This is a genomic window from Nocardia brasiliensis (genome assembly GCF_042691675.1).
Classification (GTDB): Bacteria; Actinomycetota; Actinomycetes; order Mycobacteriales; family Mycobacteriaceae; genus Nocardia; species Nocardia brasiliensis_D.
Genome location: NZ_CP170507.1, coordinates 7,604,243 through 7,624,745 on the forward strand (window position 1 = coordinate 7,604,243; position 20,503 = coordinate 7,624,745).

General features: G+C 68.0%; 17 protein-coding genes and 1 tRNA gene. 9 read left to right on the forward strand and 9 right to left on the reverse strand.

Annotated features, from left to right (window positions below; genetic code table 11):
- Nucleotides 1-90: 90 nt before the first annotated feature.
- From ACFK0J_RS35080 to ACFK0J_RS35095, 4 genes are all read right to left on the reverse strand, one after another.
- Nucleotides 91-879, reverse strand: coding sequence for a MazG family protein (locus tag ACFK0J_RS35080; RefSeq protein WP_378733996.1), 789 nt, complete (start codon nucleotides 877-879; stop codon nucleotides 91-93).
- On the reverse strand, nucleotides 876-4,490 hold the full coding sequence (gene mfd, locus ACFK0J_RS35085) for a transcription-repair coupling factor (RefSeq protein WP_378733997.1): 3,615 nt from the start codon (nucleotides 4,488-4,490) through the stop codon (nucleotides 876-878). Before mfd ends, ACFK0J_RS35080 begins: the two co-directional genes overlap by 4 nt.
- 80 nt (nucleotides 4,491-4,570) lie before the next feature.
- Complete coding sequence (locus ACFK0J_RS35090) at nucleotides 4,571-5,218, reverse strand: TetR/AcrR family transcriptional regulator (protein ID WP_040738837.1); 648 nt, start codon at nucleotides 5,216-5,218, stop codon at nucleotides 4,571-4,573.
- A 182-nt stretch (nucleotides 5,219-5,400) separates the two neighbouring features.
- A complete protein-coding gene (locus tag ACFK0J_RS35095) occupies nucleotides 5,401-6,015 on the reverse strand; it encodes a TetR/AcrR family transcriptional regulator (RefSeq protein ID WP_378743254.1) in 615 nt (204 codons plus the stop codon).
- Between the two features lie 262 nt (nucleotides 6,016-6,277).
- Here ACFK0J_RS35095 and ACFK0J_RS35100 point away from each other — a divergent pair.
- From ACFK0J_RS35100 to ACFK0J_RS35125, 6 genes are all read left to right on the forward strand, one after another.
- Nucleotides 6,278-6,348 (forward strand) — tRNA-Gln (locus ACFK0J_RS35100).
- A gap of 90 nt (nucleotides 6,349-6,438) precedes the next feature.
- Nucleotides 6,439-7,929, forward strand: coding sequence for a bifunctional UDP-N-acetylglucosamine diphosphorylase/glucosamine-1-phosphate N-acetyltransferase GlmU (gene glmU, locus ACFK0J_RS35105; RefSeq protein WP_378733998.1), 1,491 nt, complete (start codon nucleotides 6,439-6,441; stop codon nucleotides 7,927-7,929).
- Nucleotides 7,926-8,906: a ribose-phosphate diphosphokinase gene (locus tag ACFK0J_RS35110; RefSeq protein WP_218471634.1), complete on the forward strand. Its 981-nt coding sequence runs from the start codon at nucleotides 7,926-7,928 to the stop codon at nucleotides 8,904-8,906. Before glmU ends, ACFK0J_RS35110 begins: the two co-directional genes overlap by 4 nt.
- 100 nt (nucleotides 8,907-9,006) lie before the next feature.
- Nucleotides 9,007-9,267: a hypothetical protein gene (locus ACFK0J_RS35115; RefSeq protein ID WP_378733999.1), complete on the forward strand. Its 261-nt coding sequence runs from the start codon at nucleotides 9,007-9,009 to the stop codon at nucleotides 9,265-9,267.
- A gap of 174 nt (nucleotides 9,268-9,441) precedes the next feature.
- Complete coding sequence (locus ACFK0J_RS35120; RefSeq protein WP_378734000.1) at nucleotides 9,442-10,401, forward strand: hypothetical protein; 960 nt, start codon at nucleotides 9,442-9,444, stop codon at nucleotides 10,399-10,401.
- Nucleotides 10,402-10,428: 27 nt separating this feature from the next.
- Nucleotides 10,429-11,091, forward strand: a complete 663-nt coding sequence (locus ACFK0J_RS35125; RefSeq protein WP_378734001.1) for a DUF2461 domain-containing protein — start codon at nucleotides 10,429-10,431, stop codon at nucleotides 11,089-11,091.
- Here the strand turns inward: ACFK0J_RS35125 and egtD are convergent.
- The 4 genes from egtD to egtA all read right to left on the reverse strand — a co-directional run bounded on the left by egtD (nucleotide 11,088) and on the right by egtA (nucleotide 15,743).
- Nucleotides 11,088-12,059: an L-histidine N(alpha)-methyltransferase gene (gene egtD, locus ACFK0J_RS35130; RefSeq protein ID WP_378734002.1), complete on the reverse strand. Its 972-nt coding sequence runs from the start codon at nucleotides 12,057-12,059 to the stop codon at nucleotides 11,088-11,090. The two genes, ACFK0J_RS35125 and egtD, sit on opposite strands and share 4 nt — an antisense overlap.
- The gene (locus tag ACFK0J_RS35135; protein ID WP_378734003.1) at nucleotides 12,056-12,943 is read right to left on the reverse strand and encodes a class II glutamine amidotransferase; all 888 of its coding nucleotides are present in this window, start codon (nucleotides 12,941-12,943) and stop codon (nucleotides 12,056-12,058) included. The genes egtD and ACFK0J_RS35135 overlap by 4 nt, the downstream gene beginning before the upstream one ends.
- Entirely contained in the window at nucleotides 12,943-14,286 is a 1,344-nt protein-coding gene (gene egtB, locus ACFK0J_RS35140) for an ergothioneine biosynthesis protein EgtB (RefSeq protein ID WP_378734005.1), read from the reverse strand. The genes ACFK0J_RS35135 and egtB overlap by 1 nt, the downstream gene beginning before the upstream one ends.
- A gap of 113 nt (nucleotides 14,287-14,399) precedes the next feature.
- On the reverse strand, nucleotides 14,400-15,743 hold the full coding sequence (egtA, locus tag ACFK0J_RS35145; protein ID WP_378734006.1) for an ergothioneine biosynthesis glutamate--cysteine ligase EgtA: 1,344 nt from the start codon (nucleotides 15,741-15,743) through the stop codon (nucleotides 14,400-14,402).
- A 224-nt stretch (nucleotides 15,744-15,967) separates the two neighbouring features.
- On the opposite strand from egtA, the gene ACFK0J_RS35150 reads away from it, so the two are divergent.
- Nucleotides 15,968-17,152 carry an aminotransferase class V-fold PLP-dependent enzyme gene (locus tag ACFK0J_RS35150; protein ID WP_378734007.1) on the forward strand — a complete coding sequence of 395 codons (1,185 nt, stop codon included), beginning with the start codon at nucleotides 15,968-15,970 and terminating at the stop codon, nucleotides 17,150-17,152.
- A gap of 44 nt (nucleotides 17,153-17,196) precedes the next feature.
- On the opposite strand, the gene ACFK0J_RS35155 is transcribed toward ACFK0J_RS35150, so the two are convergent.
- Nucleotides 17,197-17,796, reverse strand: a complete 600-nt coding sequence (locus ACFK0J_RS35155; protein WP_378734008.1) for a TetR/AcrR family transcriptional regulator — start codon at nucleotides 17,794-17,796, stop codon at nucleotides 17,197-17,199.
- Between the two features lie 81 nt (nucleotides 17,797-17,877).
- On the opposite strand from ACFK0J_RS35155, the gene ACFK0J_RS35160 reads away from it, so the two are divergent.
- Nucleotides 17,878-18,546: a lysophospholipid acyltransferase family protein gene (locus ACFK0J_RS35160; protein WP_378734009.1), complete on the forward strand. Its 669-nt coding sequence runs from the start codon at nucleotides 17,878-17,880 to the stop codon at nucleotides 18,544-18,546.
- Between the two features lie 224 nt (nucleotides 18,547-18,770).
- On the forward strand, nucleotides 18,771-20,423 hold the full coding sequence (locus tag ACFK0J_RS35165) for a fatty acyl-AMP ligase (protein ID WP_378734010.1): 1,653 nt from the start codon (nucleotides 18,771-18,773) through the stop codon (nucleotides 20,421-20,423).
- The last annotated feature ends 80 nt before the right edge of the window (nucleotides 20,424-20,503 follow it).

The following is a 20,503-nucleotide window of genomic DNA, read 5'->3' on the forward strand; positions in this document are numbered from 1 at the left end:
CCGATCCGGCCGACGTTCGTACCCGCCAACGCTACCGCGCACGGAATGGGCCGACAGGCGAGTCGAAAAGAGCGCGACAACCTGCCCGGATCAGTCCGCGCTCGGCTCCGTGACCCAGTACTTGCGCCAGTCGTGACCGGAGAGCGGAAGCCGCTCGCCGCGGGCGGCTTCGGCGGCGTCCTCGGTGGCGTGGATGGTGGCGGCGAAGTTCAGGGTGGCTTTGCGCAGACGCTCTTCGGCGCTGTCCTGGCCGCCGAGGTGGACGACGCGGAGGGTGGCGGGAATCAGGTCATCCGGAAGGCCTGCCTTGGTGCTGCGGGCGCGGACCTTTTCGGCCAGCGCCAAAGCCGGTTGGGCCATGGCGATGCCGTCGAGACAGGAACGGCGGGACTTTTCGGCGGATTTGCGTTCCTCCCAGGCGCTTTCCTGAGCGGCGATCTTTTCCTCGAGGGTGGTGTCGGCGGCGAAGCGGGTGTCGCGGAGGTAGGGGCTGCGGTTGACCAGTTTGGCAACGAGGGCGGCGGCTACATCGTCGACGGTGAATTCGCCCGCGTCCTCGGCTATCCGGGAGTGGAAGAGGACCTGGAGCAGCAGGTCGCCGAGTTCTTCCTTGATGGTTTCGGTGTCGTTGTGCTGGATGGCGTCGAGGAGTTCGTAGGTTTCCTCGAGCAGGTAGGGGCGCAGCGAGTCGTGGGTCTGGGTGACTTCCCAGCCGCCGAAATTCCAGAGGCGGTCCATCACTTCGACGGCGCCGGTCAGACCCGCGGCCACGACCGCGGTGTCGGAGGGCGGCTCAACGGTTTCCGAGGCACCGGTTGCCTGGCTGGCGGCGGCGTGCCGGGCGGCGCGCAGGACAGCTTCGTCACGGTCCCCGCTCATCGCGCGGCCGAGACTTCGGTCGCGGTGGTGAGATCCACCGCACCCTGGGCTTTTCCGTCCAGGGCGAGCAGCAGATCCGCGACGAATTGCAGGAGCACCACGTCGCGGACGCGTTCGGCGCCGACGCTGTCTTCGACCCGCGGCAGCGGCAACGAGATCACCCCGCTGGCGGCACGGTAGTTCGCGCTCGGGTAGATCCGCTTGAGCCGCATCTGCTTCGAATCGGGCAGGTGCAGCGGCGAGACCTTGAGTGTCGTTCCGGTGACCGCGATTTCGGTGACCCCGTATTCGCGGGCCAGCAGCCGGAGCTTCGCGACCGAGACCAGCCTGCCCACCTCGACCGGCAGCGGCCCGTAGCGGTCGATGAGCTCTTCGACGACCGAGGCGAGGGCCGAATCTTCCTGGGCGGAAGCGAGTTTGCGGTAAGCCTCGAGCCGCAGCCGGTCGCTGGCGATGTAGTCGGGCGGAATGTGCGCGTCGACCGGCAGGTCGATGCGGACCTCCTTGGGTTCCTCGGAGGTGATGGGCCTACCGTCGGCGGCGGCACGGTAGGCCTCGACGGCCTCGCCGACCAGGCGGACGTAGAGATCGAAGCCGACACCGGCGACATGGCCGGACTGTTCGGCGCCGAGAACGTTGCCCGCACCGCGGATTTCGAGGTCCTTCATGGCCACCGCCATGCCCGCGCCGAGGTCGGAGTTCTGGGCGATGGTGGCCAGCCGGTCGTAGGCGGTCTCGGTGAGCGGCTTCTCCGGCGGGTACAGGAAGTAGGCGTAGCCGCGTTCCCGGCTGCGGCCGACCCGGCCACGCAACTGGTGCAGCTGCGAAAGACCGAGGGCATCAGCACGTTCCACGATCAGGGTGTTCGCGTTGGAGATGTCGAGGCCGGTCTCGATGATCGTGGTGCAGACCAGCACATCGAACTCGCGCTCCCAGAACCCTTCCACGGTGGATTCGAGGGTGTCTTCGTTCATCTGACCGTGCGCGACGGCGACCCGGGCTTCGGGCACCAGATCGCGAATGCGCTTGGCGGCCTTGTCGATCGAGGACACCCGGTTGTGCACATAGAAGATCTGTCCGTCGCGCAGCAGCTCACGCCGGATGGCCGCGGTGACCTGCTTGTCGTTATAGGCGCCGACGTAGGTGAGCACCGGATGCCGCTCCTCCGGCGGGGTGAGGATGGTCGACATCTCGCGGATGCCCGCCAGGCTCATCTCCAGGGTGCGCGGAATCGGCGTCGCCGACATGGTCAGCACGTCCACGTGGGTGCGCAGCGCCTTGATGTGTTCCTTGTGTTCGACCCCGAACCGCTGCTCCTCGTCGACCACGACCAGGCCCAGGTCCTTCCAGCGCACGCCGGTCTGCAGCAGCCGGTGGGTGCCGACCACGATGTCGACGCTGCCGTCGGCCATGCCCTCCAGCACGGCCCGGGCGTCGGCCGGATCGGTGAATCGGGACAGGCCCTTCACGGTGATCGGGAAGCCCGCGACGCGTTCGGTGAAGGTCTGCAGATGTTGTTGCGCCAGCAGGGTAGTCGGCACCAGCACGACGACCTGCTTACCGTCCTGCACCGCCTTGAACGCGGCGCGCACGGCGATCTCGGTCTTGCCGTAGCCCACGTCGCCACACACCACCCGGTCCATCGGAACGGGTTTCTCCATGTCCGCCTTCACCTCGGCAATGGCGGTCATCTGGTCGACGGTCTCGGTGAACGCGAACGCGTCCTCCATCTCCTGCTGCCACGGGGTGTCCGGGCCGAAGGCGTGGCCGGGCGCCGCCTGGCGCGCGGCGTACAGCTGCACCAGCTCACCGGCGATCTCCCGAACCGCCTTGCGCGCCTTGCGTTTCGTATTGGCCCAGTCGGACCCGCCGAGCTTGGACAGGCTCGGCATCTCGCCACCGACGTAGCGCGACAGCTGATCCAGCGACTCCATCGGCACGAACAGCCGGTCGCCGGGCTGGCCGCGCTTGCCGGGCGCGTATTCGATGACCAGGTATTCGCGGCGCGCGCCGCCGATGGTGCGTTCGATCATCTCGACGAAGCGCCCGATGCCGTGCTGGTCGTGCACCACCATGTCGCCCGCGTTCAACGCCAGCGGGTCGACCTGGTTGCGACGCTTGGCGGGCAGCCGCTTTCCCTCGCCGGGCGCGGTGACCCGGTTGCCGGTGAGGTCGGATTCGGCGACCACCACCAGCCCGGCGTCGTCGAACACCAGACCGTCGTGCAGCGAACCGCACAGCACGCCGACCACCCCGTTGCCCGGTTCGGCACCGGGTTCCAGCAGGCCGGCGGGCACCTCGGCGTCGGCGAGCCGTTCCAGAATGCGTTGCGCCGTACCGTGTCCGGCGACGACGACCACGGCGCGGCCGCCGGTTGCCACGTGCGCGCGCAGCGAGGCGAAGATGGTCGCGACGAGTTCGTCGGAGCCGCGGGCGGTCGGCCCGGCCAGCACCGGAAGCACCACCTCGGACGGGGCGCCGGAGGTGAGCGGGCTCAGCGTCCACCAGGGCAGCTCATGCTCGTCCGCGCTCGCGTGCACGACCGGCAGCGCCCGATAACCGGAGGCCGCCAGGTCCAGTCCGTGCGCGCCGAGCGGCGCGGCGGCACCGAACGAGGCCGCGGTCCAGGACGCCTCCAGGAACTCCTCGCCGGTGCGCACCAGATCGGCGGCGCGGGTGCGGATCTTCTCCGGATCGCAGAGCAGCACATGGGTGCCCTCGGGCAGCACCTCGGTCAGCAGTCGCAGCTCGCTGGGCTGCAGCACCGGAAGCAGCGCCTCCATGCCGTCGACCGGGACGCCCTGGGCCAGCTTTTCCAGCATTTCGACCAGCGCGGCGTCGGCCGCGTAGTCGACGGCGACCGCGGCGGCCCGTTCCCGCACGGCGGCGGTGAGCAGCAGTTCGCGACAGGGCGGCGCGATGACGGCATCGACCGATACCTCGGCCAGCGAGCGCTGATCGGCGACCGCGAACGGCCGCAGTTCGGTGACCTCGTCACCCCAGAACTCCACCCGCACCGGATGATCGGCGGTGGGCGGGAACAGGTCGAGGATGCCGCCGCGCACCGCGAATTCACCGCGCTTGCCCACCATGTCGACCCGGGTGTAGGCGAATTCGACCAGGCGCGTGAGCAATTCGTCGAAATCGAGTTCGGCGCCGACGCGCAGCACGATCGGCTCGATATCGCCGAGCCCACCGGCCATCGGCTGCATGAGCGAGCGCACGGTGGTCACCACGACGCGTAGTGGCTCCGGGAAGGCCGGGTCTTCGGGATGGGCCAGCCTGCGCAGCACCTCGAGCCGCCGCCCGACCGTGTCGGCGCCGGGCGACAACCGCTCGTGCGGCAGGGTTTCCCAGGACGGGAACTGCGCGACGGCGGGGCCCAGCATCTCCTCGAGCTCGACCGACAGATCGTCCGCCTCGCGACCGGTCGCGGTCACCACCACCAGCGGCCGCGTCGCGGCGATGGTCGCGGCCACGAACGGGCGCACCGCGGACGGCGCGACCAGCTCGATCGAGGTCTTACCGACCAACTCCGCGACGGTCCGCAACGCGGCATCGGCACCGGCTACCGCCGCGAGTCCCGCCAGCGGCGGACGATGGGTCGACATGACAACTCCTGAGCTCAAGCGGGTGTTTCGAGCGGCAGGCCGAGTCTAGCCAGCGCCGGTGACACGTCGAGCCGGGGATGCTATGGGACGTAGCGGCGCAGCCGCCGGGCCGCGAACTCGCGGAAGTAGGCGAGCTTCTCGCTGGGGACGATCGAGGGAAGCAGGAAGTACCAGACGCGTTCCATCCGGGTCGCCATCTGGTCGATCGACTCGGTGCCGACCGCGATGATGTGCACGCCCGCGGTCATCTCCTGCAGCAGCATCCCGATCACCTCGGCGTCGAGCTCCGGCTGCAAATCGCCCTGGGCGATGGCCCTTTCGGAGAGCACGCGGTAAGTGTCGCCCCAGGTCTTGGCGATGTTATCGCCCTGGGCGCCGCGGTAGTCACCGATCTGGTGGGTGAGCTTGAGCATCGCGCCGACCATCGGATCGTTCATCGATAGATCGGCCACGACGTAGGTGATGCCGATGCACGCCTCGAGCGCGGGCACCCGGGGATCGAAGAAGCCCTGACACGAGCTGACCAGCCGCTCGTTGCCCTGGTCGACCACCGCACGCGCCAGCTCTTCTTTCGAGCCGAAGTGAAAGTACAAGGCGCCCTTGGTCACATTGGACTGCGCGATGATCTCGCTCAGACTCGCGTTCGCGTAACCCAAGCGCAGAAAGACATCGGCAGCGCCCGCAAGAACGGAGTCGCGGGTGATCTCCGCGCGCGCTTGCCTAGCCATCAGATCCGCCTGTCATCCCAAAAACCAGCCATCCTGAAGTAGACCGACATCACGAAGTAGACCGACTTACCGCCCGAACAGCACCCAAAGGATGGGTGAACCGTACCACCAGGTGCGCGCCCGGCAGCCAATTCGAGCATTCGACCGGACCCACTTCGCAATTCACTGGTTAACAACCCGCGTCACTCCTCGATACCGGCGGGCCACTCCGAGCTGAGTTGCGGGTCGGCCTCCAGATGACTCAGCCCGTTCCAGCACAGATTCACCAAGTGGACCGCGACAACCTCTTTCGAGGGCTTGCGCTCGTCCAGCCACCAGGTGGCCGCGGTCGCGACCTGCCCGACCAACGCCTGGGCATAGAGGGTGGCCAGACTGGTGTCGAAACCGCGGCGCTCGAAATCCCCGGCGAGGATGTGCGCCACCTGGTTCACGGCCTCGTTGAGCAGGCTGGAGTAGCGGCCCTCGGCATTGCCCGCCGGTTGATCGCGTACCAGGATCCGGAAGCCGTCGGTGCGTTCCTCGATGTAGGTCAGCAGCGCGAGCGCGACCTGTTCGAGCCGGACCCTGGACCGATTCTGGGTCAGCGACGAGACGATCATGTCGAGCAGCATCGACATCTCGCGGTCGACGACGACCGCGTACAACCCCTCTTTGCCGCCGAAGTGTTCGTACACCACAGGTTTGGAGACTTGGGCGCGCTGCGCGATCTCCTCGATCGAGGTCGCGTCATATCCGCGTTCGGCGAACAGCGCGCGACCGATCTCGATCAGTTGCTGCCGCCGCTGTGTACCCGTCATCCGCGGCCGGTGCACCCGGGGCGGTTCCTCAGACGACATCGCACCCGCCTCCCTTCGCCAAACGACCATCCGGTGCCATAACTGTTCCAGACAGCTCGGTCAAACGCCCCGTCAACCCCGGGCGCGCCCCCGATCTTCTCGCGCGACGGCACTCTCAACGCACCAACGACCGGCAAGAATCGCGGAGAGGCGGGCCAGTATGCGAGGATCTTTCCCGTGCCGTGGCACAGCGGCGGGTGTTCCCGATCCGCCGATGTGGCAATCCGCCGTGGTGTAATGGCAGCACCTCTGATTTTGGTTCAGATAGTTCAGGTTCGAGTCCTGGCGGCGGAGCTCGGCAGCACGATGACTATCGTTGGCCCGCACATCTGCGCCCAGCACAGCAAGAGCCCCAGCACGATGACAGGCAGCCGAGGGAGATCCATGCCACAGCAGACCGCCGTCGTCGTTCTCGCAGCCGGTGCCGGGACGCGAATGCGGTCGAAGACCCCCAAGGTGCTGCATTCGCTGGCCGGTCGAAGCATGCTCGCGCACGCGCTGCATGCGGCGAACGAGATCGACCCCGCATACCTCATCACCGTGGTCGGGCACGACCGTGCGCAGGTCGGCGCCGCGGTCAACGCGGTCGCCACCGACCTCGGGCGCGAGATCACCCCGGCCATCCAGGAAGAACAGCTCGGCACCGGGCACGCGGTGCAGTGCGCACTTGCCGCCCTGCCGGTGGGTTTCGAGGGCGATCTGCTGGTCACCTCCGCCGACGTGCCGCTGCTGGACGGGCACACGCTGTCCGCGCTGCTCGACGAACACCGCAGTTATGCCGAACGTTCCGCGGTCACCGTACTGACCTTCGTGCCCGACGACCCGAACGGCTACGGGCGCATCATTCGCGACGCCAACGGCCAGGTGGTCGAGATCGTCGAGCACGCCGACGCCACGCCGGAGCAGTCCGCGATCACCGAGGTCAACTCGGGTGTGTACGCCTTCGACGCGGCCGTGCTGCGCACCATGATCAGCCGGTTGTCCACCGCGAACGCCCAGCACGAGCTGTATCTGACCGACGTACTGCGGCTGGCCCACGAGGCCGGACATCCGGTGCACGGCGCCCGCTTGGTCGACGCGGCCAAGGTCACCGGCGTCAATGACCGGGTGCAGCTGGCCAATGCCACCAGCAGGCTCAACCGCTACATCCTGGAACGGCACATGCGCGCCGGTGTCACCATCATCGATCCCGCCTCGACCTGGGTGGACGCGAGTGTGCGGATCGGTCGCGACGCCGTGCTCCGCCCCGGCGTGCAACTGCTCGGCGACACCGTGATCGGCGAGGACGCCGAGATCGGTCCGGACAGCACGCTGACCGATGTGGTCGTCGGCGACGGCGCCCGGGTCGTGCGCACCCACGGCGAGGGCGCGATGATCGGCCCCGGCGCGGCCATCGGTCCGTTCAGTTACCTGCGTCCCGGCACCGTGGTCGGCAATTCCGGCAAGCTCGGCGCCTTCGTGGAAACCAAGAACGCCTCGATCGGCGCGCACTCCAAGGTGCCGCATCTGACCTACGTCGGCGACGCGACCATCGGCGAGCACAGCAACATCGGCGCTTCCAGTGTTTTCGTGAACTACGACGGAGTGACCAAGCATCACACCACGGTCGGCTCACACGTGCGAACGGGAAGCGACACGATGTTTGTCGCACCGGTAACGGTGGGTGACGGCGCGTATACGGCGGCGGGTACTGTACTGCGCAGAAGCGTTCCGCCCGGCGCACTCGCGATATCCGGCGGGCCGCAGAAGAACATCGAGGGCTGGGTGCAACGGCACCGTCCCGGGACGGCCGCGGCGCGCGCGGCGGCAGAAGCCAACGCCGCCAAAGAGATGTCGGGTCAGGCAATCGAGCAAAAGGATGGCAAACAGCAGTGACCGCGTCATGGATCGACAACCAGAAGAACCTGATGCTCTTCTCGGGACGCGCTCATCCTGAGCTGGCCGAGCAAGTCGCCAAGGAACTCGACGTCCACGTCACGCCGCAGACCGCACGCGACTTCGCCAACGGTGAGATCTTCGTTCGCTTCGAGGAGTCGGTCCGCGGCTCCGACGCGTTCGTGCTGCAGAGCTTCCCGGCGCCGCTGAACCAGTGGTTGATGGAACAGCTCATCATGATCGACGCGCTCAAGCGCGGTTCGGCCAAGCGGATCACCGCCGTGCTGCCGTTCTACCCCTACGCCCGCCAGGACAAGAAGCACCGCGGCCGCGAACCGATCTCGGCTCGCCTGGTCGCCGACCTGCTCAAGACCGCGGGCGCGGACCGCATCATCACCGTCGACCTGCACACCGACCAGATCCAGGGCTTCTTCGACGGCCCCGTCGATCACATGCACGCGCAGCTGCAGCTCGCCGAGTACATCCGCAACAACTACACCCTGGACCACATCACCGTGGTCTCCCCCGACTCCGGCCGCGTGCGCGTCGCCGAGAAGTGGGCCGACTCGCTCGGCGGCTCGCCGCTGGCGTTCATCCACAAGACCCGCGACCCGCTGGTGCCCAACCAGATCAAGGCGAACCGCGTGGTCGGTGAGGTCGAGGGCCGCACCTGCATCCTGATCGACGACATGATCGACACCGGTGGCACCATCGCGGGCGCGGTCAAGGTCCTCAAGGACGCGGGCGCCGGTGACGTGGTCATCGCCGCGACGCACGGCGTGCTCAGCGACCCGGCCGCGGAGCGGCTCGCCGCCTGTGGCGCCAAGGAGGTCGTGGTCACCAACACGCTGCCGATCACCGAAGAGAAGAAGTTCCCGCAGCTGACGGTGCTGTCCATCGCCCCACTGCTCGCCCGCACCATCCGCGAGGTCTTCGAGAACGGCTCGGTCACCGGGCTTTTCAACGGCAACGCTTGACCTTCAGACTGCGGAAACGGCGGTTCGGGCTTCGGCCTGGGCCGCCATTTCTTTGCGCCGGTTCCGTTAGCTGTGCCGATCCGCGGGGATACTGAACAGTATGGACCGTGAACCGTTGGACACAGATATGGGAGACGACGACCAAGCCGACGAGATCCGCGCCTATCAGCGCAATGTCGAGGATCCGCCGGACGACCTGCGGATTCGCTATCACGAGAACGAAGACGACGGCAGGCTGGGCATCGCCGACGAACTGGCCCAGGAGGCGACCCCGCGCGAGCAGCGAGCCGAGGAAGCCGAAGCGGACGAGCGGCCCGCCGAGGTGGCGGCCATGGAAATCGTCGACGACTCGGATCTCTGACCAGCGGTCCCGCGACGGACGCGCCGCCTTACGCAATCGGCTATAACGGCTCGTCCGGCGTGGTACGCATAACGAGAGCAGCCGGACGCGGTCCGTCCTCCGACCACGCAGCGTCGGAGCGAAATGCGCCAGGGACGCATACGGGCGCCGCCGGACGAGACGGAGGAGGGCGCGATGAGCACGCCACAGGATCCGAAACCCACCGGTGATGCACCGGAGCCGGCCGACGCGGAGACCGGCGCACCGGCGCCGTCCCGATCGCGCGGGACCGGGGCGAGCGAACTTACGAAGTCTTCGCACGACTCCGGCGCCGTGCCGTCGTCCGGCGAAACCGGCGCGGGCGAATCCGCGCCGAGCGAAGACTCCGGTGCGGCGCCTTCGTTGTCGAAAGACGTTGGTGCGGCGGAACCTTCGAGTCAGCCGTACATCGCACCGCCACCACCGGCCGGGGAATGGTGGCAGCCGACCGACGCTCCCGCCGGGCCGTTGGGCGGACAGCCGCAACCGTGGGGCACGGGGCCTGCCGGGCCCTCGATGAGTCAACCGTCTTCGGGTTCGGGACCCGCTGGGCCGTCGACCAGCCGACCCTCTTCGGAGGGCGGTCCGGCCGGGCCATCGGGCAATCAGCCCACGTGGGGTGCGGAACCTGCGGCACCGTCTGGTAGTCAGCAGGCGTGGGGCGCGCCCCCTGAGCAGCCGACGGGCGGTCAACAGCAATGGGGAACGCCGCAGTACCAGCAGTATCCTGGCGGCGGCCAACCGCAGGGTGCACCGGGAAGCCCGTCACAATATCCGCAAGGCGGCGTCTACAACTATCCACCGCCGGGTGGCTATGGCGAACAAGGACCGACGCCACCCGGCTACGGCGAATATCCGCAGCAGTCCTACCAGCCGTACAACACCGAACCGCAGCGATCGGGCACCCAGGTGTTCTCGATCATCGGTTTCGTCTGCGCGGTGATCTCGGTGTTGTTCTGCCCCATCCTGTTCGGTCCGGCGGGCATCGTCCTCGGCATCGTCGGCCACAACAAGGGCGAGCCGCTGGGCAAGTGGGCCGCGATCACGTCGGGTGTCGGCATGATCATCGGCTTCCTGGTGGGGTTCCTCATCTTCAACGGAGACCTGAGAACGTAGATTGCTCGGTATGAGCGAGGCACAGTCATGACCGAGTTCAGCGGCTTTCCGCTGGCAGGGCTGGATTTCTACGAGGATCTCGAGGCCGACAACTCCAAGGCGTTCTGGACGGCACACAAGGACGTGTACGAGTCGGCGGTGAAGGCGCCGATGATCGCCCTCACCGCCGAGTTGGAGCCGGATTTCGGTGCGGCCAAGATCTTCCGACCGTATCGCGACGTGCGGTTTTCCAAAGATAAGACGCCATACAAGGATCACCAGGGCGCGTACGTGTCCGTTGCGCCGAGTACCGGCTGGTACGTGCAGGTCGGCGCGGCGGGACTGTACGTCGCGGGTGGTTTCTACGGTGGTTCGTCGGAGCAGATCGCCCAGCTGCGCGCCACCATCGATCACGATGTGCGCGGCCCGGAGCTGGAATCGATTCTGGCGAAGTTGACCGAAGCGGGATACACGATCGGCGGCGAAAAGCTCAAGACCAAGCCGAAGGGCTACGACGCCGACCATCCGCGAATCGACCTGCTCCGGCACAAGGCCCTGGTCTGCAACAAGGACTTCGGGGCACCGCCCTGGCTGGACAAACCACGCGCCGCCAAGGAGATCCGCACCGCCTGGGAGACGATGCGGCCCCTGGTCGACTGGCTCGCCGCCGTGGTGACCGGAGCGACTACCCGGTCGCCCTTGCTTGCCTAGTCGCGTGCCGCGAGGACGAGCGCGAAACGGTTGTCGGCATCGGTCCACACCTGCTCGGTGGTGAACCCGGCGGCGTCCAGTTCCGCGGCCAAGCCATCGACTCGGAACTTGGCGGAGATCTCGGTGCGCAGCTGCTCGCCGCGGGCGAACCGCACGGTGAGGTCGAGGTCACGCACCGTGACGGTCATGTCCTCGGTTGCCGCCAGCCGCATTTCGATCCACTCGTTGTCGGTGTCCCAGCGGGCGATGTGCTCGAATTTGTCCGGGGCGAAGTCGGCGCCGAGGCGAGAGTTCAATACGTGCAGCACATTTCGATTGAACTCGGCGGTGACGCCGGCCGCGTCGTCGTAGGCGGGGACGAGTACGGCCGGGTCGATGACCAGACCGGCACCGAGCAGCAGCTGCTCGCCCGGTTCCAGTACCTCGTAGATGCTGCCGAGGAATTCGGCGCGTTCGGCGGGGATCAGGTTGCCGATGGTGCCGCCGAGGAAGGCGATCATCCGGCGGCCGCCGCCGGGCAGGTTGTGCAGGGTGTCGGTGAAATCGCTGACCACGCCGTGCACGGCCAGCCCGGGGAACTCGGCCGCGATCTCGTCCGCCGCGGCGCGCAATGCCGTCGCCGAGACATCCTGCGGCACATAAGTCTTCAGCGGACCTTCGGTGGTCAAGGCGGACAGCAGCAGCCGGGTCTTGGCGGCCGAGCCCGCGCCGAGCTCGACCAGTACCTCGGCCTGGGCGACGCGGGCGATCTCGCCGACCACCCGCTCCAGCAGTGCCCGTTCGGTGCGCGTCGGGTAGTACTCGGGAAGCTCGGTGATCTGCTCGAACAGTTCACTGCCGCGGGCGTCGTAGAACCACTTGGGCGGCAGCCACTTCGGATCGGCGGTGAGGCCGAGGCGGGCGTCCGCGCGCAACGCCGAGGTGAGGTCGTCGTCGGATAGGTGGATCTCCAGCGTCGGTGCGGTCATAGTGAAGAGCCTTTCGTGCCGTTGGGCAAAGGATCGATGGTGAGCTCGCCGGCGCGGGCGATCACCAGGCTGTGGTCGGGGATCGACTGCCACCCGGGGTCGTCGTCATAGGGTTCGGAGGACAGCACCGCGAAGGTGTCGGTGACCAGCGCCGACAGCGAGTGGTGCACCGTTGTGGCCCAGACGGTTTCGCCGTCGCCGAGCAGGAAGTTCAGCCGGGCGTTCGGCGCGTGTTTCAGCACGCCCGACACGAGTATGCCGAGCGCCGCCGCCGGGGAGTCGACGAAACCGCCCGGCTCCACCGCGGTGAGCAACTGCCGCAACAACACCCACAGCGTCGCGGCATCGGTGGCGGATTCCGCGTCGAGCAAGCGGATGGTCTCGAACAACCTGGTCGCGCCGAACTGGGTTGCGGCCGTGTCCAAGTCGGACGACACCGCGGTGACGACCGGTCGCCAGTTCGGCACCGAGCCGTTGTGGCTGAAGGCCCACCGCTCGCTGGTGAACGGTGCGCACGCGGCCCGCTCGATCGGCATTCCCACGGTGGCGGACCGGATCGACCCCAGCACAGCGGACGAACGCAGTTGCGACAGCACCTCTTCCACCGCGGGATCGGTCCAGATGGGCGCGGCGTTGCGGTACCGGCTCGCGATCAGGCTGCCGTTCGCCCCCGTACCGGACGGTGCGCTCGTGGCCAGCGGATTACCCGGGGCATCCAATTCGACCGCGCGCCACCAAGCTACGCCGAACCCGTCGGCGTTGACGGTGCCGCCGCCACGCATATCGCGCGGCGCCCATGCCTGGGTACGCAGCGAATGCGTACCCCCGGTGAGCAGGTCACCGACACTCACCACCGGCCCGACATAACCGAGATGCCTGCACATCAGCCCTCTCCTTCGCGAAGATCACGCGCGAGCCGGAATCCGGAGAAGATCTGCCGCCGGATCGGATGGTCCCAGTTGCGGAAGGTGCCGCGGCAGGCGACGGGGTCGGTGCCGAACGAGCCGCCGCGCAGCACGCGATAGTCACCGCCGAAGAAGACGTCGGAGTACTCCGCGTACGGAAACGCGCGGAAGCCCGGGTACGGGTCGAACCCGGACGCGGTCCACTCCCAGACGTCGCCGATGAGCTGGTGCACCCCGGCCGGGGACGCACCCGCCGGATAGGCGCCCACGTCGGCCGGTTCCAGGTGCCGCTGGCCGAGATTCGCGGTACCGGCGTCGGGTTCGGTGTCACCCCAGGGGAATCGGCGCGAGTTGCCGGTGGCCGGATCGTGGCGCGCGGCCTTTTCCCACTCGGCCTCGGTGGGCAATCGCTTGCCCGCCCAGTTCGCGTAGGCCTCGGCCTCGAACCAGCACACGTGCACCACGGGTTGGTGCGGGCGCAGCGGGGTCATCACGCCGAAGACGCGGCGCCACCAGTGCCCGGCCGGGTCGCGCTCCCAGAATTGCGGCGCGACCAGGTTCGCCTCCTGCCGGTGCGCCCAACCGCGGTCGGACCACAGCTCGGGCCGGTGGTAGCCGCCGTCGTCGATGAAGGCGAGGTACTGCTCGTTGGTCACCGGCGCGGCATCGATCGCGAAGCCCGGCAAGGTAACTCGGTGCGCCGGTCGTTCGTTGTCCAGGGCCCACGGGTCGGTGGACGTGCCCATGGTGAATTCACCCGCGGGAACGACGACTTCACCGGTGACGGGTGCCGCGGTGGTCGGCACGGCGGGCGCCGACAAGACCGGTGCGCCGGTACGCAACTGGTGGGTGGCCAGCATGGTCTCGTCGTGCTGCTGCTCGTGCTGGGCGATCATGCCGAAGGCGAACCCGCCGTCGACCAGCGGCGAGCCGCGTAAATCGCTGCTCTCCAGCACATCCCACACCTTGTCGCGCACCGTGCCGACATATCCCCTGGCCTGGGTCGGGTCGAGCAGCGGCAGCGTGGGACGGTTCGCGCGGGCGTGCTTGAACGCGTCGTACAGCTCATCGATGTCGGCGCGCACCGGCTCGCGGCCGCCCACGTCGCGAACCAGCCACAGTTCTTCCTGATTACCGATGTGTGCGAGGTCCCACACCAGTGGACTCATCAACCGCGAATGCTGTGCCACCAGTTCGGCTTCGTCGATGCAGTCGGTGAGGGTGAGGGTGCGCTGCCGCGCACGGGTGAGTACTTCGGCGATCCGGTCGCGTAGTTGCTCGGTTCCGGCGTTGTCGGTGGCCGGGGGATGCTGAATGGTCACGATAGCTCTCCGGGGTTGATTCCTGTCGACTGCGGCGCGTACGGGTAGGCCGTCGATGCCGGATCGGCGACGTAGCAGCACTCTGCCCGTACAGTGCCGATCGATCGGCCTGCTCACGAAACGACTCCGGGCCCGCCCACCCCGGCACCGGTCGCCGCGGGACTTCGCCCGCTACGACATCGCTCGGCGGCGGATTCGATCTCGCGTCCGGCCTCGGCGCTCGCCGCGTTGGCGGCGGCGAGGTCGAGCAGTTCGACCGCTACCGATCTGATGTCCAGGTCCGCCAGCCCATAGCGGGCGGCATCGAGCCAATGACCGGCCAGTGGCGCGGCGACGGCGGTCGCCTCGGCCACCACGGCGCGGCTGGACATGAGCGCGTCGAGGACGTGGATCGGCACGGTCCAGCTGTCGCCGGGCTGTGCGTCGAGATAGCGGACCTCGAGGTAACCGGACGCGCGCACCGGCGGGAACAGCGTGGTCAGGTGATAGTCGAGGTCATTGCGGTCCGGCCGGCGGCCGACTTCGTCGTCCAGGGCGCCGGACAGCCAGTCCGCGAATGTCGCCCCGGGCGGTGGGGACCAGGCCGAGTCGACACCGCGACCGGGCAGGCCCGGGCCACCGGTTTCGTCCGGTCTTCGGACGCACAGCAGCGGCACGTCGAGCGCCCACCTGCTGTACCCGCGGATCGGATCCGCCCAGTCCATCAGCGGCGGCCGGGTCCTGGCATTGTCGAGTCGCAACCAGGCTCGCATCCGCTGTGATGCCCACTCGCCGACCGGCGCGCCGCGTAGCGCGGGCGAACAGGCGAAGGCGGCGAGCATCGCGGGGCCGATGGCGTAGAGCGCCGTCCAGCGAGCGGCGACATCGGCGCGGTCGGCGCCCGCGTCGAGGCTGACCTGCGTGGCCGCGGTATTGCACATCATCAGCTTGCCGAACGGGCCGATGCCGCCGAAGGTCTGTTCCATGGCCCGGTAGCGCGGCAGTTGGAGCAGCCGCTTGGGGCGGCGATCCGCGTCGGCGGCGACGGAAACGGTGCGGATGGACCGGGATTCGAGAAGTTCCCGCAAGCGGCGGGCATCGTCGCGGAGCGAGGTACACAGCTGCGCGGCATCAGCGAACGGTGCGCTGGATAGTTCGATCTGACCGCCGGGTTCGATGGTGACCCGGCTGCCCCCTGGTAACGCGAGTTCCGCGGAGTCGGGGGCGATGGACCGTGGTGCATAGGGTCCGAGGGCATCCGCGAGAGCAGTCAATTGCGGACGCGGGGCGGCCGAGGGGCCTGACGCCGAACACTCACCCTGCACGGTGAGCCACTCGAGTTCGGCGCCGATCAGCGTAGGTGGGCCCTGTTTGAAGCAGACACCGCCGATATACGCCTCGGCCGCGGCTCGTGAGCCCAGCTCCCCATCGTGAATAACGCGGCTGACCAACTCCGACTGTTCCAGCGTGACCGCCATACCAACCTCCACCGTGAGTCCGAGTCGCTGTGGTTTCGTGTCCGCCGTCGATCCGTTATCGCCACGTTGCCGTTTCGTGTTCCGGTCGCGGCGATCCATCCAGGGTAGCGAGGGTGACCGACAAGAAACCGACAAGAAGTCGAACTGGGGATCGGATCCGGCTCCGGCCGGGCGCCGACTGGGGACGGGAATACCGGTCGGGAACACCCGTTAGGGTCGGCATCATGCTGGATGAAAATCGTGTCCGTGCCGACACTCCTGGTTGCGCACCTGGTTCCGAGCCAGGCTCGGTTTTCCTCGACAGTGCCGGTTCGTCGCTGCCCCCGCGAGTGGTCCTGGACACCGTCATCGACCACCTGCGGCGCGAAGCCGAGGTCGGCGGCTACCGCGCCGCCAACGAACGCCTCGACGATCTCGCCGCGGTGAAGACCGCGATCGGCACGCTGATCAACGCGGCACCGTCCAGTATCGCGTTGAGCGACAGCGCGACTCGGTCGTGGGCCGACTTCTTCTATTCGATTCCGCTGGCCGCGGGTGACCGCATCCTGGTCTCCGAGGCCGATTACGCGAGCAACGCGATCGCGGCCCTGCAACGGGCCCGCGCCACCGGGGCCACGGTGGAGCGGATCCCGAGCGACAGCAGCGGGCAGCTCGACCTGGACGCGCTCGCGGCGATGGTCGACGAGCGGGTCAAGCTGGTCTCGGTGCTGCACGCACCTACCAACGGCGGCCTGGTCAACCCGGCCGCCGAGGCCACCAGGATCGCGCATTCGGTGGGTGCTCTGGTGTTGCTCGACGCTTGTCAGTCGGCCGGGCAGCTGCCCATCGACGTGACCGAGTTGGACGTGGACGCGCTCTCGGCCACCGGCCGCAAGTGGTTGCGCGGCCCGCGCGGCACCGGGTTCCTTTACGTCCGGCCGGAATTGGTGGCATCCATCGAACCCGCGCGGCTCGACCTGCACAGCGCGGCCTGGACCGGTCCGGACGACTATCAGCTCGCGGCCGACGCCAGCCGCTTCGAATTCTGGGAATGCGATGTGGCCGGGCGGCTCGGCCTCGGCGCGGCCGTGCGATACCTGCTCGAGCTCGGCCCGGAGAACGTCTACAACGCGGTCGCGACGCGTGCCGAGCACCTGCGCAAAGCGCTCCCGGAGATTCCCGGAGTGACGGTGCGCGACATCGGCATCCGGCACAGCGGCATCGTGTCGTTCACCGTCGACGGCCTCGATTCCGTTGCGGTGCGCGACCTGCTCACCGAGCAGAACATCACGGTGACCGTGAGCCATGCCGGGTCCACTCTGTTGGACATGACTGCTCGCGGTCTGAAATCCGTGGTCCGCGCCTCTCCGCACTGCTTCGTCAGCTTCGATGAGTTGGACCGGTTCGTCGCGGCTGTCGCCGCGCTGTAGTGAGCGCTGTGGCCGAGTCGTGATCGGCCGGTAGGCAATACCTTTCAGGACAGATGGAGTTCGAGCGCCCGGTCGACCAGCGCGCGCACATCGGTGGCGGGTCCGACGAGCCGCAGGCTGCGATTCGCTTGCAGCGCGGCTATGCCGTGCAGATTCGTCCACAGCGCGATCGCACGTTCCGCCGCGCCGACAGCTCCGCCGTGCGCGGCCGCAGCGGCCTCGTCCACCAACGCCGCGAACCGCTCGAACAGGGGCAGCGTGGTCGCGCGCAAGTTCTCGCCCGAGCCTTCGAGCAGGTCGTGGCGGAACATCAGGGTGAACATCTCCGGCCGTTCGCCGGCGAACTCCACATACTCGACGCTCATGCGCGCCAGCCGTTCTCGCGCGCTCGCCGGGGCGGAGTCGACCGCCGCGAAGCGGTCGATCAGATCGGCGAACCCGCGCGCCGCGATGGCCGCGAGCAACGCTCGGTGCGTCGGGAAGTGCCTGCGCGGTGCCCCATGTGAGACACCGGCGGCCCGGGTGATGGCGCGAAGTCCCAATTGCGCCGCCCCGACCTCTTCGAGCAGGTCGACGCCCGCACCGACCAGGCGTTCCCGCAGTGGTTCCTTCTCGACCATGCGGACATTGTCTACGGCGACCATCGAATCTCCTCACACCGAGCGTAGACACTGTCTACCTTAATGCGGTAGACAGTGTCTACAGATTCTTTTCGGGAGGTTCACGTGTGGTATCGGCTCTTCAAGTACGTCTTGCTCGGTCCCCTGTTGCGGATGCTGGGTAGACCCGAAGTCGAAGGGCTGCATCATGTTCCGCGGACCGGGCCGGTGATCGTCGCGGCCAATCACCTCGCGGTGATCGACTCGCTGTACCTGGCGCTCGTGCTGCCACGGCAGGTCACCTTCCTGGCCAAGCAGGAGTACTTCACCGGAACCGGTCTGCGCGGACGGTTCCAGCGGTGGTTCTTCTCGGCGACCGGCCAGGTGCCGGTCGACCGGACCGGCGGCAGCGCCGCGGCCGACGCACTCGCCGCCGCCACCCGCATTCTCAAGGACGGCGGCAGCTGGGCCATCCACCCCGAGGGCACCCGGTCGCCGGACGGTCGGATCTATCGCGGCCGCACCGGCACCCTGCGGGTCGCGATGGCGACCGGCGCCCCGGTGATTCCGGTGGTGCTTTCCGGCACCGACCGCGTCAACCCCCGCGGCCGTCGACTGCCCCGCTTCGGCAAGGTCCGGATCAGCTTCGGTGCACCGCGCTACTACCTGCCCGCCGAGCACCATCGCGACGACCACCACGTCGCCGCGCGGACCGCGACCGATGAGCTGATGCGGGAGATCGCCGCCCGCTCCGGCCGCCACTACGTCGATCACTACGCGGCCACCTTTCACTGAACTCCGGCGTCAAAGCCAGCACATCCAGGCGTCATCCACTGACAATTGGTGGGCCACCGGAGCAACGGGGGCGTCCACACCGTGCTCCGGGCCGTAGACGCGGATACCCGCGACACTCCAGCAAACGCAGACACGCTGGAAAGGGGTTAACGCCACGCGGGAATGGCGGGATAGTTGGTTGCAGGTCGGCAGGCGGCCGGAAGCTGGTGATGAGGGAGTTGACGTTGAGCAGGTTCACCGACGAGATGTATGCGACGGCGCAGGCGTCGACCCGGGGGCTGGTGACCGGTGAGCCGGACGCACCCCTGCGCCAGACCTGGGGGGAGATCCACCGGATCGCTCGCCGGATGGCCGGTGGGCTCGCCGCGGCAGGCATCGGACACGGTGACGCCGTCGGCGTGCTCGCGGGCATGCCGGTCGACATCGCACCCGCCTGCCAGGCCATCTGGATGCGCGGCGCGTCGATCACCATGCTGCACCAGCCGACCCCGCGCACCGATCTGGTCGTCTGGGCCCGCGACACCGAGACCGTGCTGACCATGATCGAGGCCCGCGCGGTGGTACTCGGCGCACCGTTCGAGGCGGCCGAGCCGCTGCTGCGCGAGCGCGGCATCACGGTGGTGCGCATCGACCAGCTGCGCGACGGCGCGGACACCGATCCGGTGCCGACGACCGAGGACGATATCGCCTTGCAGCAGTTGACCTCCGGCTCGACCGGGTCGCCCAAGGCGGTGCGGATCACGCACGGCAACTTCTTCGTCAACGCCTACGCGATGTTCGATCGGGTCAAATTCCAGCTCGACGACGACGTGATGGTCAGCTGGCTGCCGCTGTTCCATGACATGGGCATGGTCGGGTTCCTCAGCGTCCCCATGCAATTCGGCGCCGAGGTGGTGTGCGTGACGCCGCTCGACTTCCTCATGCGGCCCCTATTATGGGCGGAGCTGATCACCAAATACCGCGGAACAGTCACCGCCGCACCCAATTTCGCGTACTCCCTGCTGGCTCGCCGACTGCGGCAGGCCGACGACGGCGCGTTCGATCTGAGTAGCGTCCGCTACATGTGGAACGGCGCGGAGCCGGTCGACCCGGACACCATGGACGCGCTGGCCGCGGCCGGAAAGCGGTTCGGGCTCAGCCCGATGGCGCTCACCCCCGTATACGGCATGGCGGAAACCACGCTGGCCGTGTCGATTCCCGATCCCGGCCTCGGCCAGGTGCTCGATGTCGTCGACGCCGACCTGCTCGAGGCGATCGGCAAGGCCGTCCCGGTGTCCGATGAGCACGGGCATCACGGCAATATCCGCAGGCTGCCCACGCTCGGCTACCTGGTCGATCATCTGGAGGGCCGGGTGGTGGACGCGGAACGCCAGGTGCTGCCGACCCGTTCCGTCGGCGTCATCGAATTACGTGGTCCAGCAGTAACTTCCGGCTACGTCACGGTGGACGGATTTTGCCCGGCCCAGGACGCGGCGGGCTGGCTCGACACCGGCGACATCGGCTACTTCACCGACGAGGGTCTGATCGTGGTGTGCGGCCGGATCAAGGACGTCATCATCATGGGCGGCCGCAATATCTACCCCACCGATATCGAACGCGCCGCCACCAGGGTGACCGGGGTGCGGCCGGGCAACGCGGTGGCCGTGCGTTTGGACGCCGGGCAGAAGCGGGAAAGTTTCGCCGTGGTGGTGGAGAGCAACGACTACCAGAACGCCGAGGCGGTCAAGCGGATCGAGCGCGAGATCGTGCACGCGGTGTTCTCGGAGGTGGGCGCCCGGCCGCGCACCGTCGCCGTGCTCGGGCCCGGCGCGCTGCCGAAGACCTCCTCGGGCAAGCTGCGGCGCGCGGCGACGGCCGTCCACCTGCCGCGCGGCTGACGTGCTGGACGGCGCGGGAACGCGGAGTCCGCGCCGCAACCCAGAGTCCGCAACCCAGAGTCACTGACAGCGTGGCGAAT

Excerpts from the sequence above, each read along its gene's own strand:
- ACFK0J_RS35080 (WP_378733996.1), bottom strand. The coding sequence starts at position 879 with ATGAGCGGGGACCGTGACGAAGCTGTCCTGCGCGCCGCCCGGCACGCC.
- mfd (WP_378733997.1), bottom strand. The coding sequence starts at position 4,490 with ATGTCGACCCATCGTCCGCCGCTGGCGGGACTCGCGGCGGTAGCCGGT.
- ACFK0J_RS35090 (WP_040738837.1), bottom strand. The coding sequence starts at position 5,218 with ATGGCTAGGCAAGCGCGCGCGGAGATCACCCGCGACTCCGTTCTTGCG.
- ACFK0J_RS35095 (WP_378743254.1), bottom strand. The coding sequence starts at position 6,015 with ATGACGGGTACACAGCGGCGGCAGCAACTGATCGAGATCGGTCGCGCG.
- glmU (WP_378733998.1), top strand. The coding sequence starts at position 6,439 with ATGCCACAGCAGACCGCCGTCGTCGTTCTCGCAGCCGGTGCCGGGACG.
- ACFK0J_RS35115 (WP_378733999.1), top strand. The coding sequence starts at position 9,007 with ATGGACCGTGAACCGTTGGACACAGATATGGGAGACGACGACCAAGCC.
- ACFK0J_RS35120 (WP_378734000.1), top strand. The coding sequence starts at position 9,442 with ATGAGCACGCCACAGGATCCGAAACCCACCGGTGATGCACCGGAGCCG.
- ACFK0J_RS35125 (WP_378734001.1), top strand. The coding sequence starts at position 10,429 with ATGACCGAGTTCAGCGGCTTTCCGCTGGCAGGGCTGGATTTCTACGAG.
- egtD (WP_378734002.1), bottom strand. The coding sequence starts at position 12,059 with ATGACCGCACCGACGCTGGAGATCCACCTATCCGACGACGACCTCACC.
- ACFK0J_RS35135 (WP_378734003.1), bottom strand. The coding sequence starts at position 12,943 with ATGTGCAGGCATCTCGGTTATGTCGGGCCGGTGGTGAGTGTCGGTGAC.
- egtA (WP_378734006.1), bottom strand. The coding sequence starts at position 15,743 with ATGGCGGTCACGCTGGAACAGTCGGAGTTGGTCAGCCGCGTTATTCAC.
- ACFK0J_RS35150 (WP_378734007.1), top strand. The coding sequence starts at position 15,968 with ATGCTGGATGAAAATCGTGTCCGTGCCGACACTCCTGGTTGCGCACCT.
- ACFK0J_RS35155 (WP_378734008.1), bottom strand. The coding sequence starts at position 17,796 with ATGGTCGCCGTAGACAATGTCCGCATGGTCGAGAAGGAACCACTGCGG.